Genomic DNA, 14,608 nt, shown 5'->3' on the forward strand with positions numbered 1-14,608 from the left:
AAGCGGTTCCATGCTCGTGGACATCGTCCCGGTCGGAGAGGTCACCCCCCGAGTGAAGCGGGAGGCCTCCGGTGCGCTGCGTTCCGTGTACGACTGCGACGTGACGGTCCACGACGATCAGGCGATCCCCGACTCCGCGTTCGACGCCGACCGCGACCAGTACCGCGCCGAGGACCTCATCGAGACGGTCACGCGGGTCGGCGGCGGCGAGAAGAACATCGGAATTACGTCCGAGGACCTCTACTACCGCCGCCGGAACTACGTGTTCGGCCTCGCGTACCTCAACGGCAGCGGCTCCGTCATCTCGACTCACCGACTCCGCACCTCCTCGGACGGCGGCGTCTCCACGAAGCCCGCGGTCGACGTCTTCGGCGACCGCGTCCGCAAGGAGGTCGTTCACGAGATCGGCCACACGCTCGGCTTGGAACACTGCGACAACAGCAAGTGCGTGATGTCGTTTTCCCCCACCGTCCGCGAGGTCGACGTGAAAGAGGAGAACCTCTGTGGCACCTGTTCTCGGATCGTTCGCTGACGCGCCGCTCGCTCGGGTCGCGTTCGCTCCTCCTCGCCGGTAGACGTAAAGTCCGCCCCGCGTAAGGGACACGTATGGCCGCAAAGCCGGAATACCGCGACCGGCCGGACGTCGAGGTCGCGCTGCTCGACGCGCTCGTCGACCGCGGCGACGAGGGGATGACCGTCCTCGAGCTTCGCGCGGCCGTCGACGCCGACATCGACGCCGTCGAGGAGGCCCTCTCGGCGCTGAAGGACGACTCGCTCATCACCGTGGAGTCCGAGGAACGCGTCCGGGTGTACGCCCACGAGCGGGTCGTCCCGGACCCGGACGCCCCGGACGACGACCCCTCGGAGAGCCTCGTTGACGCGATCCGCGACCGCCTCGGACTGTAGCCGCCGGAGACGGCGGCCTTTTGGCCCTCGATCGCGTCTCTCCGACCATGACGCTCGTCTCCGGCACCCACGACGCGCACGGCGCCGCGTACCGCGACCGCGGCGGCCGCGAGGTCGTCGACCACTACGGGAAGCCCGTCCGCGTCGGCAAGGCGATCCGCAACATCGCCGGCGTGATCGAGATGGGGTACGGCGTCCTCGCCGTCAGGGGCGCCGACCGCGTCGAGTTCGTCGACAACGCCGTCTCCAACCGCGTCCCGACCGAGGACGGGGAGGGGACGTACGCCCTCCTGCTCGACCCGCAGGGCGGGATCGAGGCGGACATGTACGTGTACAACGCCGACGAGCGACTGCTCGTCTTCCTCCCCCGGAGCGCGCCGAGTCGGTCGCCGCCGACTGGGCGGAGAACGTGTTCATTCAAGACGTCGAGATCGACGACGTCTCCGACGAGTTCGGCGTGTTCGGCGTCCACGGCCCCAAGTCGACCGAGAAGGTCGCCTCCGTCCTCGGCGGGCCGGGCGCCCCCGAGGAGCCGCTCTCGTTCGTCCGCGGGTCGATGGTCGACGCCGGTGTCACCGTGATCGCGACGGACGCGCCGCTCGGCGAGGAGGGGTACGAAATCGTCTGCGCCGCCGCCGACGCGGGAGACGTGTTCGACACCCTGATCAACCGCGGACTCAACGCCGCCCCGTTCGGCTACCGCACGTGGGACGCTCTCGCGACCGAGGCCGGGACGCCCCTCTTCGAGCACGAGCTGGCGGGGACTGTCCCCAACGTCCTCGGCCTCCGGAACGCGCTCGACTTCGAGAAGGGGTGTTACGTCGGGCAGGAGGTCGTCTCGCGCGTGGAGAACCAGGGGCGACCGAGCCGCCGGCTCGTCGGCCTCGAACTCGACGGCGTCGCCGAGGCGGTCGCCGACCTCGACGCGAACGCGGACCCGCGGGGGATCGACGACGCGCTCCCCGCGCCCGGCGCAGCCGTCTTCGACGGCGACGAGGCGATCGGCGAGGTCACCCGGGCCGCGGTCGGCCCCGCGACCGACGTCCCGATTGCCCTCGCGCTCGTCGGGTTCGACGCCGACCGCGACGGGGTCACCGTCCGCGTCGACGGCGACGAGGTCCCGGTGACCGCCGTCGACCTCCCGTTCGTCGACGGGAGCGCGGGGTCCGCCCGACTGCCGACGTACCCTGAGCTGCGCGCCTGAGACGGACGAGAGCGGCCGCGAGGCCGTCGAATCCACTCACACGACGAAGTCGACCGCCGAGTAGAGGACGAACCCGAGCGAGAACGCGCCGGCGAGCGAGCCGACCCACGCGAGCACCGTGTACCCCATCTTCCTCCGGCTCACGCCCGCGTCGCCGGCGGCGTAGCCCGCGCCGACGATCGCGGAGACGATGATCTCGTTGAACGACACGGGGATCCCGAAGGCGACGGCGGTCTGCGCGATCGCGAACGAGGGGATGAGCGCCGAGATCGACCGCCGCGGCCCCATCGAGGCGTAGTCCTGCGCGAGCGCCTTGATCATCCGTGGCGCGCCCGTCCACGACCCGGCCAGCAGCCCAGCGCCCCCGCCGACGAGCAGCGCCCACAGCGGGACCCCGACCTCGCTGAAGATCGGGACGAGCGGGCCGATCGCGAGGCCGACCTGCGAGCCCCCCGCCGAGAACGCGACGAGGCCCCCCATCGCGAGCAGGAACCGCCGCTGGGCGCCCTCGCGGTCGCGGCCGAGGTCGGCGTACACGGCGACCGCGACCAAGGCGGCGATCGCGAGGCTCACCGCGGGCGCCCCCGCGCCGCCGATCCCGAGCCCCGACCCGAGGACGCTCGCGACCGAGGCCTGCTCGCCGGCGGGACCGAGCAGCGCGAACCCGACGTTCGCGAGGATCGCGCCGACGAGTCCGGCGAGGACGGCCGTGAGCGGCCGTTCGGGCAGCGACTCGCCGGTGAGCATCCGGGCGACGCCGTAGGCGACGCCGCCGCCGACGAACGGGGTGAGCACCCACAGCGTCGCGATCTCGGCGTACTTCGGCCACGCCGGGTCGCCGCCCAGCGCGAGGCCGACGCCGACGACCGCCCCGGTCACGGTGAACGCCGTCGCGATCGGGTACCCCGCGAACACGCCGATCGCGACTAGCGCGGCGGCCGTGACGAGCGCGACGATGGCCGCCGCCGCCGTGAGCGTCACGCCGCCGATCAGTTCGGTGCCGACCGCCTCCGTCACGTTCGCGCCCTGGAGTATCGCGCCGAGCAGCCCGAGGACGCCGACGATCAGGCCGGCGCGCATCACGGAGATGGCGTTCGCGCCGACCGCGGGGGCGAACGGGGTCGAGCCGGAGGAGCCGGCGCCGATCGACCACGCCATGAAGAGGCTGGCCGCGGCGGCGACGAACAGGGTCGCAACGGTGACGACGACCATCAGTTCCGCCCGTCGTTGTACCCCTCGTTCAGCCCGGTCACCGTGCGCCGGACGAGGAGGAACCCGAAGAAGAACAGCCCGAGAAGACCCACCAATAAGAGCACGAACAGCGGTTGGACCGGGAGCATACGCTCGAATCCGTCGGCACGCGGTTATAACTTTCGAGCTAGCCGGTCGCGCCCCTCCGAGCCGCGGCCGCCCGCGGGCGCTCGGAGCGATGACTAAAACGCGTCTTTGTCCCTCGGCCACGTATATGTCGGTACCCGCACTACGTGTAGTCGCGACCCCCGCTTCGGCCCTCACACGCTCGAACACCCCGGTCGACCCGCCGGCCGGTCGGACTCGCGGCCGCTCCCTCCCCTGCCCGGAACCCCTCCCCGGCCGCTCCGCCCGACCGCCGGCGTCCGCGCCCACACCCGCGTCGATTCGGGTCCGCCACCGTGCACACGATCGTCGACCGGTCCGGCCGCACGCGGGGCGTCGCGATCGGTCCCCGCCGCGTTCGACCCTCCCGCTACTCCTCGCCCCCTCCCGCGATCCGGAACGTCTCGAAGACCTCGCCGTCCGGCGTCACCAGCCTCCCGTCAAGTCCGCTCCCGTCTTCCGACGCGATCAGCTCCGCGTGCGCCGGCCGGTTGCCGCGCGGCTGCGCGTGGCTGCCCGGGTTCAGTATCGGAAGCCCGCCCGAGTCGTCGAACCGCGGGCGGTGGCTGTGGCCGCAGATCACGGCGTCCGCGTCGCGGCCGCGACCGAGCATGACGAGCCCGGTGTCGCCGCTGCGGTGGCGGTGCGTGACCGCGAACCGGACGCCCGCGTACTCGACGGTCCGCACCTCGGGGACCCGGTCGCGGATCGCCGCGTCGTCGTTGTTGCCGTAGACGGCCCGGAGGCTCGCGGCGGCCGACCCAAACGCGTCCAGGACCGGCTCGCGGTAGAAGTCGCCGGCGTGGATCACCAGCTCCGCCTCGCGGACCGCCTCCGCGGTCCGTCCCTGGAGCTTCGACTCCTCGCGTGCGTGCGTGTCGGAGACGACGACGAGCATACCGACCGTCGGCGCCGCCGTGGTTTAAAAAGCGCGCCTGCCGGGATGGCGTCGCCGGCGGCTCTGCCGCCGGCTGCTAGAGGCGCTACGCGCCTCCCTGCGTGCCGATGAGCGCCCGAAGGGCGCGAATCGCACGCGCGAGGGAGTCGGCCGACCGTAGGGAGGCCGACGAGGCTGGGGAGGGTGAGGTGCGGTGCCGTGCGGGGCGGGACTCAAAGGGGCAGTCGCCGGCGGCTTCGCCGCCGGCTGCCCGTGGCGCGTAGCGCCACGCTGCCGCGAGGACGGCGCAGACGACGTGAGCACCGCAGCGAGTGAGCGGAGCGAACGAGCGAGGAGCGCAACGAGTGTGCGCCGTCCTCGCGGCTGGGGCTTTGGAGCTGTTCATAATCGATTCATCAGCAGCCATTTATAAGCGAGCGGCTGGGGCTTTGGCGGTATCGTCCGTCGGTCCGCAATCAGCTATTTATAAATGACAACTGGCAACATCGCCTTTATTGAAACCCGATCAGTCCTAAATCGCATCGTAAAGCGCCGCCCGCCGCCTGTCTAAGTCGAACGCGGCCTCGGGCGCGTCGAGCCGGTCGAAGAAGGCGAACGCGTCGGCGCCCGCTCCCTCGGCGTGGCCGATCAGCGCCTCGATCGACGCCCGATTCAGCGCGAACGACTCCAGCTTCCCGCAGCAGAGCGCCAGCGCGACGCCCGCCTCGCCGGACGGGAACGCGGGGTCGACCGCCGACAGGTCGGGATCGTCGGGCACTCCGTCCGCGACCCCCGCCTCGTCGGCCGCGCCCTCGAAGCCCGCCTCGTCCGCGGCGACGACTCGCAGACAGCGCGTACAGATCGCGGCCGCGTCGGCCGGGGCGTACTCGCGGAGCGCGGACGGCACGGCGAACGCGACGACGTCGGCGTCGCAGTGTGGACAGGACACGCTCGTCGCTACGAGCGGGTCCGAGTAAAAGTCGACGGCAGAGAGAGAGAAGCGGCGACCGACGCGGGAGCGGTGATGGCGGTTCGGGAGCCGACGCGCGACGGGCTATCGGTCGGGGAGCCGTCAGTCGGCGGGCTCGGGCTCTTCGGTCTCCGCGGCCGCGACCGCGGCGTCCTCTTCGGCCTCTTCCTTCTCCTCTTCCTCCTTTTTCGCCTTGATCTTCTTCATGCGGAAGATCTCCTCGCGCTCCTGCTCTTCGAGCTTCTGCTCGATGTACTCCTGGTTCTCGTAGAGGGTCGGGAGCAGGGTGAACTCCAGGGCGTTCACGCGGCGCTTCGTGGTCTCGATCTCCGTGAGCATTTTCTTCATCGCCGTTTCGACCTCGGCCGCGAGGATGATCTTCTCTAACAGCTCCTCGTAGGCATCGGCCGCCTCGTCGATGCGCGCCGAGGAGCCGAGCAGGCCGTAGCCGCGCTCGTCGAGGCTCTTTTTCACCTTCGAGGACTCGATCTGCGGGACCACGACGCCCATGATGTTCTTCGACTGGGTCGTGATCTCGGGGTGCTCTTTCAGCGCCGCGGCCGCGCCGCGGACGGCCACGTCGCCCTCCATCGCGCGGGCCATGTCGATCTTGCGCTGGGCCGTCTCGTAGTTCTCGGAGACCTCGGACCGGACGTCCTGCGCCTGGTCGAGGATGTCCATGAACTCCATGATGAGCCCGTCGCGCTTCTGTTCGAGCGTGTCGTGGCCGCGCTCGGAGAGCTCGATGCGGTCCTCGATCGCCATCAGGTTCTTCCGCGTCGGTTTGACGTCCTTGGCCATCTTGGGGGAAGGTTCCGCTCCGAGGCGGATAATTCTTTTCAGACGCGTCGGTTCGGCGGGCCGGCGAGGGGGGATCGATCCGGCCTCGTCGACGGGCGATTTCCGGCGACGCCGTCGCTACCGAGCGAGCGTGCGACGGGCGTCAAAAAGTGAGCCGAGACGTTAGTCGGCCGCTTCGACGACTTCGCGCTCGGCGTCGTCCTCGCGGTAGTGCTCCTCGATGAACTCCTCGTCGATCCGGTTGAGGGCGTCCTTCGGCAGCATCGAGAGGAGGTCCCAGCCGATCTCCAGCGTCTCCTCGATGTCGCGGTTCGTCTCGAAGCCCTGGTCGATGAACTCCGACTCGAACGCGTCCGCGAAGTCGAGGTACTGGTTGTCCAGCTCCGACAGCGCCTCGCGACCGACGATGTTCACGAGGTCGCGGAGGTCCTCGCCCTCCGCGTACGCCGCGAACATCTGGTCTTTCACGTCGGCGTGGTCGGCGCGGGTGAGCCCCTCGCCGATCCCGTCGTCCATCAGCCGCGACAGGCTGGGGAGGACGTTGATCGGCGGCTGGAGGCCCTGGCTGTTCAGGTCGGGGTCGACGTAGATCTGCCCTTCCGTGATGTACCCGGTCAGGTCCGGGATCGGGTGGGTGTCGTCGTCGCCCGGCATCGTGAGGATCGGGATCTGCGTGACCGAGCCGTCGCGGCCCTTGATCCGGCCGGCGCGCTCGTACAGCTGCGCCAGGTCAGTGTACATGTACCCGGGGTACCCGCGGCGGCCGGGCACCTCCTCGCGGGCCGCCCCGATCTCGCGGAGCGCCTCGCAGTAGTTGGTCATGTCCGTCAGGATGACGAGGACGTGGTAGTCCTTCTCGAAGGCGAGGTACTCGGCCGTCGTCAGGACCATCCGCGGCGTGACCGTCCGCTCGACGGCGGGGTCGTCCGCGAGGTTCATGAAGACCACCGAGCGCTCCAGGGCGCCGGTGCGCTCGAAGTCCTCCATGAACTCGTTGGCCTCCTCCTGGGTGATCCCCATCGCGCCGAAGATGACGGCGAACTCGGAGCCCTCCTCGTCGTCACCGCCCTCCTCCTCTTCGGGCACGCTGGCCTGTCGCGCGATCTGCATCGCCAGCTCGCTGTGCGGCTGGCCGGAGCTGGAGAAGATCGGGAGCTTCTGCCCCCGGACGAGCGTGTTCATCCCGTCGATCGCGGAGACGCCCGTCTCGATGAACTCCTCGGGGTACTCCCGGGAGTAGGGGTTGATCGCCGCGCCGACGATGTCCTGTCGCTCCTCGGGGACGATCTCCGGGCCGTCGTCGATGGGGCGGCCCGAGCCGTCCAGCACCCGCCCGAGGAGGTCCTCGGTGACGGGCATCTTCATCGTCTCGCCCAGGAAGCGGACGGACGCGTCTCTGTCGATGCCTGAGGTGCCCTCGAAGACCTGGATCGCGACCACGTCCTCCGAGGATTCGAGCACCTGCCCGCGCAGCGTCTCCCCCTGTGCCGTCTCGATCTCGACGATCTCGTCGTAGCCGATCGCCTCGTCGACCTCGGCGTACACGAGGGGACCGCTGATCTCGGTGATGGTTTGATACTCTTTCATGGTCAGTAGAGGCTCCGGAGCTCCTCGGTGATCTCGGCTTTGAGATCCTCGACGTACTCCTCGTAGTCCTCTTGCACGCCGATGCGGTTAATCCGCGGGGCCGACTCGATGTCGATGATCTCCTCGACCGGGACGCCGGCGTCGAGCGCGTCGAACGCCTCGTCGTTGAACGTCTGGATCGTCGTCAGCATGAGGTACGTCTTCTCCGGGGGACAGTACGTGTCGACCGGGTGGAACGCGTTCTGCTGGAGGTACGCCTCGCGCAGGTAGCGCGCGACCTCCAGGGTGAGCTGCTGGTCGTCGGGCAGGGCGTCCTTCCCGACGAGCTGGACGATCTCCTGCAGCTCCGTCTCCTCGTCGAGCACGTCGACCGCCCACTGGCGCCGCTCGGCCCAGTCGTCGGCGACCTCCTCTTCGAACCAGGGGTCCAGCTGGTCCTTGTACAGCGAGTAGGACTCGTTCCAGTTGATCGACGGGAAGTGGCGGCGCTCCGCCAGGTCCGCGTCGAGCGCCCAGAACGTCTTCACGATCCGCAGCGTGTTCTGGGTGACCGGCTCGGAGAAGTCGCCGCCGGGCGGCGACACCGCGCCGATCGCCGAGACGGAGCCCTCCGTCCCGTTGATGTTCTCGAAGTAGCCGGCGCGCTCGTAGAACTGCGCGAGCCGGGCGGCGAGGTACGCGGGGTACCCCTCCTCGCCGGGCATCTCCTCCAGCCGGGAGGAGATCTCGCGCATCGCCTCCGCCCACCGCGAGGTGGAGTCGGCCATCAGCGCCACGTCGTACCCCATGTCGCGGTAGTACTCGGCGATCGTGATCCCCGTGTAGATACAGGATTCACGCGCCGCGACGGGCATGTTCGAGGTGTTCGCGATGAGCGAGGTGCGGGCCATCAGCGGGTTGCCGTTGGCCGGGTCCTCGAGCTCCGGGAAGTCCTCGATGACCTCGGTCATCTCGTTGCCGCGCTCGCCGCAGCCGACGTAGACGATGATGTCCGCGTCGGCGTACTTCGCGAGCTGGTGCTGAGTGACCGTCTTCCCGGAGCCGAACGGGCCGGGAATCGCGGCCGTCCCGCCCTTCGCGATGGGGAACAGCCCGTCGAGGATGCGCTGCCCGGACACCAGCGGCGTCCGGGGCGTCTTCTTGTCCTCCGCGGGGCGGGCCTCGCGCACCGGCCACTCTTGGTGCATCGAGACCTCCTCGCCGTTGTCGAGCTCGACGACCGTCTCGGTCACGTCGAAGCTGCCGGCCTCGGCGGCGACGACCTCGCCGCCCTCGTAGTCCGGCGGCACCATGACCTTGTGGTCGATGGTGACCGTCTCCTCGACGACCCCGACGATGTCGCCGGGCTCGACGACGTCGCCTTCCTCGACCTCGGGCTCGAACTCCCACTCCTCCTCGAGGTCGATGCCGGGCGCGTCGACCCCGCGGTCGAGGTAGGGGCTCCCCATCTTGCCCTCCAGCACGTCCAGGGGGCGCTGAACGCCGTCGTAGATGGCGTCCAGCATCCCCGGGCCGAGGTCGACCGACAGCGGCTCGCCCGTGTTCTCGACGGGTTCGCCGGGGCCGACGCCGGAGGTCTCCTCGTACACCTGAACGGTCGTGAGGTCGCCCTCGATCTCGATCACTTCCCCCATGAGCCCTTCGTCGCCGACGTAGACGACGTCGTTCATGCGGGCGTTGAGATCGCGGGCGGTCACGACCGGACCGCTCACGCTCTGAATGACGCCGTTGTCCGTCTCGGCGTCGGTTGTGTCTGCTTTGCTCATATTAGTCGTCTTCCTCCATCAGGTCGATGCCGATGGCGCGTTTGATCTGGTCGCGCAGCCCGCCGCTGCCGGCGCCGGAGCCGCCCAGCGTCACGAGGACCGGCTCGATGCTCCCCTCCACCGCCTCGCGGGTCCCCCGCGAGAGGTGGTCGAGGTCGTCGTCGTGCATCACGATGATGCCGACGCCCTCGTCGTCGAGCGTCCGCTCGACGGCGTCGTCGAGCTTCTCGTCCTTCTCGTCGTCCGGCACGTTCTCGAACTCCCGGACGCCGGCGAGACGGAATCCGGTCGTGAACTCCGGGCTGCCGACGACCGCTATCTCCTGGCTCATGTTATCACCAGCTCCGATTCGATCTCGTCGGGCGAGAGGCCGGCCTCCTTCCCGCGGGCTATCGCCCGGATGTTCTCCGTCTCGCGCTCCTTCGCGAGGATGTAGGAGATCACCGGGGTGACCGACACCGGGTGGATCGTGCCGAGCCGGTCGCCGTACGCGAGCAGGGCGCCGTCGATCGCGTGTTCGAACGCGATGAGGCTGTCCGCCTCCTCGAGCTCGCGTAACGCGGGCCCGAGCTCGTCGCCGTACTGGCTGTCGCCGATGTACTCGACCAGCTCGTCGAGGTTCTGCGCCAGCCGCGCGAGCGACGACCGGGTGAACAGGTCGCCGCCCTCGATGAAGTACGCCGCGGGATCGATGTCCGCGCCCGAGCGGGCGAGCCGGAGCGCGTTCGTCGCGTTCCGGAAGTCCACCTCAGCCTTGAGGAACGCCTCGTACTGCCGGGTCGGCTCGTCGCCGCCGAGCCCGGAGAGGAGCCGCTCGTAGAACGCGCGGTCGACCGCGTTCTCCAAGGGCACCAGCACGTCCGTCTCCTCGTACTCCGCGTACGCCGCCCGGAGCGGCTCCCCGTAGATCGTGTCCTCGAGGACCTCGATCACGGCGTCGATCGAGTCCGCCTCCAGCAGCCGGCGGATCCGGCGGTCGTCGAACTCGCCGGCGCGGATCAGGTCGACCTCGACGGCCGACTGGTCCGCGTCGGTGTAGACGCCGCGGATGACCGTCTTCACGTTCCAGGCGTCGAACTTCCGGAGGTACCGGGCGATGAGGTCGTACAGCGGCCCCTCGCTCCAGTCGAGGATCGCGTCGAACTGCTCGGCGAGGTTGCGGTTCAACGCGTACTCGATCAGGTCCACGCCGCCGTGGCGGCTGCCGAGGGCGTTGATCTCCGCGCCGTAGCTCGACTCCTCCATGAACCGGGCGATCTCGGCCGGCCCCATCCGGGTGAGCTTGCGGTACTCCTCGTCCCCGTAGAGGCTGCCGCGGCGGGCACGAACCCGCGCGACGACGTACTCGGGGTTCGAGCTACCGGCGGCGCTCATTGGTCGAACAGCCGCTCCGAGATGTTCTTCAACTCGTCGTCCCAGACGGACTCCAGGACCGAGTCGAACGTGTTGTTCACGCGAACGCGGGAGGTGTCGCTCTCGGCGACGACGCCGCCGAGACAGTCGATCTCGCCGTCGACCTCGGCGTTGCGGTCCGCGACGAGCTCCTCGAGCAGCTCGACGTCCTCGGCGCGGGTGTAGACGGCGACGTCCTCGTCGTCGTCGAACTCCGCGAGGCTCGCGTCGAGTAAGGCCTCGGTGAGCTCGCGGCGGTCGTCGCCGTCGAGGCCGGCGATCGCCGCCTCGACGTCGTCGCGGACGTCCTCTAAGACGTCGCGGCGGGCGCCCAGCCGCTCCTGTTTGGCCTCGAGCTTCGCCGAGGAGAGCGTCTGTTCGCGCTCCTGGTCGATCTGGCTCTCGACCTCGGCGAGCCGCTCCTCGCGGATCCGCTCCGCGTCGGCCTCGGCGTCGGCGAGGATCTCGTCGGCCTCCGCCTCGGCCTGTTCGCGGATCTCCTCCGCACGCGCGCGGGCCTCATCTTCAACGTCCTCAACGACGGTTTCCAAACTCATTGGTTGAAAAACGCTGGAGAGTTACCCGACGATGAAGACGACGACGAGCGCGAGAATGACGATCGTCTCGGGAAGGACCGTCAGGATGAGCCCGTTGACGAAGAGGTCGTCGTCCTCGGCCATCGCGCCGACGGCGGCCGACCCGATACCGCGCTCCGCGTAGCCTGCGCCCAGCGCCGCGAGCCCGACGGCGAGCGCCGCCGCGGCGTTGGGGTCAGTCAGCGTTCCACCGGTCGACAGTACGAGGTTCCCGAGTTCGTTGGTAGCTTCAAACATTGGTAGTAGTTGCTGTTGCTCGTCTCCGAACGGTTGCTATTTGCCCCTACAGGAGTCATAAAGCTTCCCAAAACGACCGAACGGAATCCGGGAGAACGGCGGGGAAAGCGGCGGCTGCTGCGGTCAGATACCCGACGGAATTGCCGGGTTCGACCGCACGCGAAGCGACGAGACCGAGCGGCGACCGACGACCGGTCGGGTCGTCAGTCGTCGCGGGTGTACTTCCGGTCGCGGCCGAACGGCAGGTACGCGCGGCCGCCGCCCTCGTAGAAGTTCCCGAAGAACTCCACGTACTCGAGGCGGACCGCCTGGATGCCGGCGGAGGTGACCCCGAGCAGGAGGACGACGAGGTGGCCGACGAGCGCGACGACGACGCCGCCGACGAGCGCGACGACCCCGACGAGACCGATCGAGGCGGGGTCGAACGCCGTGGTGATCCCCGCGAAGACGAGCTCGTAGTCCGCGGTGTTTTGCACCTCGGCGAGGTAGTCCGCGCTGAAGATGAAGTGGAAGCTCCCGTCGCCGCCGTCGTCGATGTACGCGCCGAACGCGAGCAGGTTGACCGCCAGCGCCATCCCGCCCTTCGCGAGCAGGACGGCCATGAGCCGGGCGTACGAGATGACGTTGACGACGGGCGAGAGGAACTCGGCCAGCTCCGGCGGCTCGCCGATCCCGAGCAGGACGAGTCCGAGCACCGCGGCGGCCGCGCCGGCCCAGCCGACCAGGACCGGGAACCCGCTGAACGAGACGGCGCCGAACGTCAGGGTCGAGACGGCCTCGAACAGGAAGTCGGGCTTCGAGTTGGGGAACACTTGGCTGAAGATCCAGATCCACGCGCCGTTGAGGATCAGCAGCCACGAGCCGGCCTCGTAGACGGCGTGTTTCACGTCGTGCTGCTGGGCGGTACTCACGAACGAGAGGACGTGGCCGATGTTGAGGTGGACGATGCCGAACACCACGCTCACGACGAGGAACGAGAGCCCCCAGTCGAGGTCGGCGGGCGAGAGGCCCTTCCCCTCGACCGGCCAGTGGATCCCGAGCAGCTGGTAGGCGTGGTAGCCGAACAGGTCGATACCGTAGTAGATGCCGAACAGTATCGTGAAGCCGCCGGCCCACATCGCGACGGAGCCGAGTTCGCGGAACGCGCCGTCGAACTTCGAGTACATGAAGAGCCCGATGGCGGCGTAGAGGACGCCGTAGCCGACGTCGCCGATCATGAACCCGAACATCGCCGGGAACGTGAGGAAGACCAGAAGCGTCGGGTCGAACTCCGAGTACTTCGGCCGCCCGAACGCCTGAACGAGCAGTTCGAACGGACCGGCCGCGCTCCCGTTGTCCTGGACGACCGGCGGGTCGTCGGAGCCGTGGGCCGCGTGGCCGCCGTCGGTGGCGACCGCCGTTTCCGTCTCGCGTTCCGCGTCCGCGACGCCCTCGTTCGCGGATCCGTCACCCTCGCCGTCGACCGACTCGGTGTGGTGGTCGCCGTCGGGGGTGAACGAGGCGCGCTCGAGCTCCTCGACCTCGACGTGGTCGCCGACGGCGTCGACGACCGCCGCCTCGAAGTCGGGGTACGTCTCGGTCGGCACCCACCCCTCGGCGACGAACGCGTTCTCGGTGGTCGCAAAGGAGAGCGGCGCCTCCTTCTTTTCGGCCTCGATAGTGAGCTCCTCCTCGGCGCGAAGCAGGAAGCCGGCCGCCTCCTCCTTCACCGATTCGAGCTCGCTCTCGACGGCGTCGAGCTCGTCGCGGAGGTCGGCCTGCTCGGCCTCCAGCTCCGCGACGTACTCCTCGGGGCTCGCGTCCGCGTCGGGGACGTCGAGCAGCGCGATGTCGACGCCGACGAGCGCGTCCTGAACGACGCCCTCGGCGTCCGGGTCGGTCGGCCGCGCGACGATGGCGACCACGTCGCCGCCGACGAAGACGTCGAAGACGTCGATCGAGTCGGCGTCTTCGAGCGCGGCCTCGACGGCCGCGGGCTTGGCCTCGCCGACGACGACCTCGACCGAGTCGTAGCCGCGCAGGTACTCGAGGTCGATCCCGAGCTCCGCGAACGGCTCCAGCCGGTCGATCTCCTCCTGCCGGTCCCGGATCGCGGTCTGGAGCTCGTCGCGCTCGTCGTTGAGCTCGTTGACCCGCTCGCGGACGCGCTCCAGCTCGTCGACGAGCTCGTCGTCGTCCAGCGACCGGGCGACGTCGGCGTCCTCGGCGTCGACGTCGAGGATGCTCTCCAGCGAGCGGACCGTCACGAGGCGCTCGTTAACGGCCTCGGCGCCGTCGAGCGAGGTCCCCGGCTCGAACCCCTCGTACCGGTCGTCGTAGTCCGTGACGTGCAGGGAGTGGTGGGCGTACGCCGCCTCGATGACGTCGTCGATGACGCGCTTCGAGCCCGTCACCGACACCCGGCTCATCTGCTCAGGCCTGAGCATCCACCGCCTCCTCGGCCTGGTCGTGAACCGCCGCCTCGAACCGCTCGACGGCGTAGTCGACGGCCGATTCCACCCGGTCGCGGGCCTCGCGTTCGAGCTCGTCGCGGTCTTCGCGCCCCGATTCGAGGATCTCCTCGCGCCGCTCCTCGATCTCCTCGCGGGCCGCTTCGAGCCGCTCTTGGGCCTCGGCCTCCGCCTCCTCCTCGGCCTCGGCGCGGATCTCGTCCGCGCGCTCTCGAGCTTCGGCGAGGCGCTCCTCGGCGTCCGACTCCGCGTCCGCGATGATCTCGTCCGCCTCCCGTTCGGCCTCCTTGATCGAGTTGAGCACCTCTGGTCTCGCCATGCTACTAATCGCCTGAAACTCTACAAGCGACGTATAAGGTGTTTGCGAAAGCCCGCGGGGTCGCGCGCCGATTCCGAGGAGATTCCGGACGAGTTACGGACCGAACGCGGCCGACGCGTCGTCCGGATCCGGGCGCCGCCGCCTACA

General features: G+C 69.3%; 15 protein-coding genes and 1 pseudogene. 3 read left to right on the top strand and 13 right to left on the bottom strand.

Annotation, left to right across the window (positions count from 1 at the left end; translation table 11 throughout):
* Positions 1–10: 10 nt before the first annotated feature.
* The 3 genes and pseudogenes from CPZ01_RS06645 to ygfZ all read left to right on the top strand — a co-directional run bounded on the left by CPZ01_RS06645 (position 11) and on the right by ygfZ (position 2,110).
* Positions 11–532, top strand: coding sequence for an archaemetzincin family Zn-dependent metalloprotease (locus CPZ01_RS06645; protein WP_096394005.1), 522 nt, complete (start codon positions 11–13; stop codon positions 530–532).
* A gap of 74 nt (positions 533–606) precedes the next feature.
* Positions 607–906: a DUF6432 family protein gene (locus CPZ01_RS06650; RefSeq protein WP_096394006.1), complete on the top strand. Its 300-nt coding sequence runs from the start codon at positions 607–609 to the stop codon at positions 904–906.
* 47 nt (positions 907–953) lie between these two features.
* Positions 954–2,110 (top strand): annotated as a pseudogene (gene ygfZ / locus CPZ01_RS06655) (CAF17-like 4Fe-4S cluster assembly/insertion protein YgfZ).
* Between the two features lie 36 nt (positions 2,111–2,146).
* Here ygfZ and CPZ01_RS06660 read toward each other — a convergent pair.
* The 13 genes from CPZ01_RS06660 to ahaH all read right to left on the bottom strand — a co-directional run bounded on the left by CPZ01_RS06660 (position 2,147) and on the right by ahaH (position 14,461).
* Positions 2,147–3,322: an inorganic phosphate transporter gene (locus tag CPZ01_RS06660; protein WP_096394007.1), complete on the bottom strand. Its 1,176-nt coding sequence runs from the start codon at positions 3,320–3,322 to the stop codon at positions 2,147–2,149.
* Positions 3,322–3,450 carry a DUF7859 family protein gene (locus CPZ01_RS15670; protein WP_255331289.1) on the bottom strand — a complete coding sequence of 43 codons (129 nt, stop codon included), beginning with the start codon at positions 3,448–3,450 and terminating at the stop codon, positions 3,322–3,324. The genes CPZ01_RS06660 and CPZ01_RS15670 overlap by 1 nt, the downstream gene beginning before the upstream one ends.
* 386 nt (positions 3,451–3,836) lie before the next feature.
* A complete protein-coding gene (locus CPZ01_RS06665; protein ID WP_096394008.1) occupies positions 3,837–4,364 on the bottom strand; it encodes a metallophosphoesterase in 528 nt (175 codons plus the stop codon).
* 511 nt (positions 4,365–4,875) lie between these two features.
* On the bottom strand, positions 4,876–5,292 hold the full coding sequence (locus CPZ01_RS06670) for a DUF6276 family protein (protein WP_096394009.1): 417 nt from the start codon (positions 5,290–5,292) through the stop codon (positions 4,876–4,878).
* A 123-nt stretch (positions 5,293–5,415) separates the two neighbouring features.
* The gene (locus CPZ01_RS06675) at positions 5,416–6,114 is read right to left on the bottom strand and encodes a V-type ATP synthase subunit D (protein ID WP_096394010.1); all 699 of its coding nucleotides are present in this window, start codon (positions 6,112–6,114) and stop codon (positions 5,416–5,418) included.
* Between the two features lie 162 nt (positions 6,115–6,276).
* Entirely contained in the window at positions 6,277–7,701 is a 1,425-nt protein-coding gene (locus tag CPZ01_RS06680) for a V-type ATP synthase subunit B (protein ID WP_096394011.1), read from the bottom strand.
* A gap of 2 nt (positions 7,702–7,703) precedes the next feature.
* The gene (locus CPZ01_RS06685) at positions 7,704–9,467 is read right to left on the bottom strand and encodes an ATP synthase subunit A (RefSeq protein WP_096394012.1); all 1,764 of its coding nucleotides are present in this window, start codon (positions 9,465–9,467) and stop codon (positions 7,704–7,706) included.
* Position 9,468: 1 nt separating this feature from the next.
* Positions 9,469–9,798, bottom strand: coding sequence for a V-type ATP synthase subunit F (locus CPZ01_RS06690; protein ID WP_096394013.1), 330 nt, complete (start codon positions 9,796–9,798; stop codon positions 9,469–9,471).
* Entirely contained in the window at positions 9,795–10,841 is a 1,047-nt protein-coding gene (locus tag CPZ01_RS06695) for a V-type ATP synthase subunit C (RefSeq protein WP_096394014.1), read from the bottom strand. Before CPZ01_RS06695 ends, CPZ01_RS06690 begins: the two co-directional genes overlap by 4 nt.
* Positions 10,838–11,416, bottom strand: coding sequence for a V-type ATP synthase subunit E (locus CPZ01_RS06700; RefSeq protein ID WP_096394015.1), 579 nt, complete (start codon positions 11,414–11,416; stop codon positions 10,838–10,840). Before CPZ01_RS06700 ends, CPZ01_RS06695 begins: the two co-directional genes overlap by 4 nt.
* Positions 11,417–11,437: 21 nt before the next feature.
* On the bottom strand, positions 11,438–11,692 hold the full coding sequence (locus CPZ01_RS06705) for a hypothetical protein (RefSeq protein WP_004598766.1): 255 nt from the start codon (positions 11,690–11,692) through the stop codon (positions 11,438–11,440).
* A 203-nt stretch (positions 11,693–11,895) separates the two neighbouring features.
* Positions 11,896–14,100 carry a V-type ATP synthase subunit I gene (locus tag CPZ01_RS06710; RefSeq protein ID WP_096396170.1) on the bottom strand — a complete coding sequence of 735 codons (2,205 nt, stop codon included), beginning with the start codon at positions 14,098–14,100 and terminating at the stop codon, positions 11,896–11,898.
* A 4-nt stretch (positions 14,101–14,104) separates the two neighbouring features.
* Positions 14,105–14,461 carry an ATP synthase archaeal subunit H gene (gene ahaH, locus CPZ01_RS06715; RefSeq protein ID WP_096394016.1) on the bottom strand — a complete coding sequence of 119 codons (357 nt, stop codon included), beginning with the start codon at positions 14,459–14,461 and terminating at the stop codon, positions 14,105–14,107.
* Between the last annotated feature and the right edge of the window lie 147 nt (positions 14,462–14,608).

Origin of the sequence: Halorubrum trapanicum, from assembly GCF_002355655.1 — an archaeon.
GTDB lineage: Archaea > Halobacteriota > Halobacteria > Halobacteriales > Haloferacaceae > Halorubrum > Halorubrum trapanicum_A.

Excerpts from the sequence above, each read along its gene's own strand:
- CPZ01_RS06650 (WP_096394006.1), top strand. The coding sequence starts at position 607 with ATGGCCGCAAAGCCGGAATACCGCGACCGGCCGGACGTCGAGGTCGCG.
- CPZ01_RS06705 (WP_004598766.1), bottom strand. The coding sequence starts at position 11,692 with ATGTTTGAAGCTACCAACGAACTCGGGAACCTCGTACTGTCGACCGGT.
- ahaH (WP_096394016.1), bottom strand. The coding sequence starts at position 14,461 with ATGGCGAGACCAGAGGTGCTCAACTCGATCAAGGAGGCCGAACGGGAG.
- CPZ01_RS06665 (WP_096394008.1), bottom strand. The coding sequence starts at position 4,364 with ATGCTCGTCGTCGTCTCCGACACGCACGCACGCGAGGAGTCGAAGCTC.
- CPZ01_RS06675 (WP_096394010.1), bottom strand. The coding sequence starts at position 6,114 with ATGGCCAAGGACGTCAAACCGACGCGGAAGAACCTGATGGCGATCGAG.
- CPZ01_RS15670 (WP_255331289.1), bottom strand. The coding sequence starts at position 3,450 with ATGCTCCCGGTCCAACCGCTGTTCGTGCTCTTATTGGTGGGTCTTCTC.
- CPZ01_RS06695 (WP_096394014.1), bottom strand. The coding sequence starts at position 10,841 with ATGAGCGCCGCCGGTAGCTCGAACCCCGAGTACGTCGTCGCGCGGGTT.
- CPZ01_RS06680 (WP_096394011.1), bottom strand. The coding sequence starts at position 7,701 with ATGAAAGAGTATCAAACCATCACCGAGATCAGCGGTCCCCTCGTGTAC.
- CPZ01_RS06660 (WP_096394007.1), bottom strand. The coding sequence starts at position 3,322 with ATGGTCGTCGTCACCGTTGCGACCCTGTTCGTCGCCGCCGCGGCCAGC.
- CPZ01_RS06690 (WP_096394013.1), bottom strand. The coding sequence starts at position 9,798 with ATGAGCCAGGAGATAGCGGTCGTCGGCAGCCCGGAGTTCACGACCGGA.
- CPZ01_RS06700 (WP_096394015.1), bottom strand. The coding sequence starts at position 11,416 with ATGAGTTTGGAAACCGTCGTTGAGGACGTTGAAGATGAGGCCCGCGCG.
- CPZ01_RS06685 (WP_096394012.1), bottom strand. The coding sequence starts at position 9,467 with ATGAGCAAAGCAGACACAACCGACGCCGAGACGGACAACGGCGTCATT.
- CPZ01_RS06645 (WP_096394005.1), top strand. The coding sequence starts at position 11 with ATGCTCGTGGACATCGTCCCGGTCGGAGAGGTCACCCCCCGAGTGAAG.
- CPZ01_RS06710 (WP_096396170.1), bottom strand. The coding sequence starts at position 14,100 with ATGAGCCGGGTGTCGGTGACGGGCTCGAAGCGCGTCATCGACGACGTC.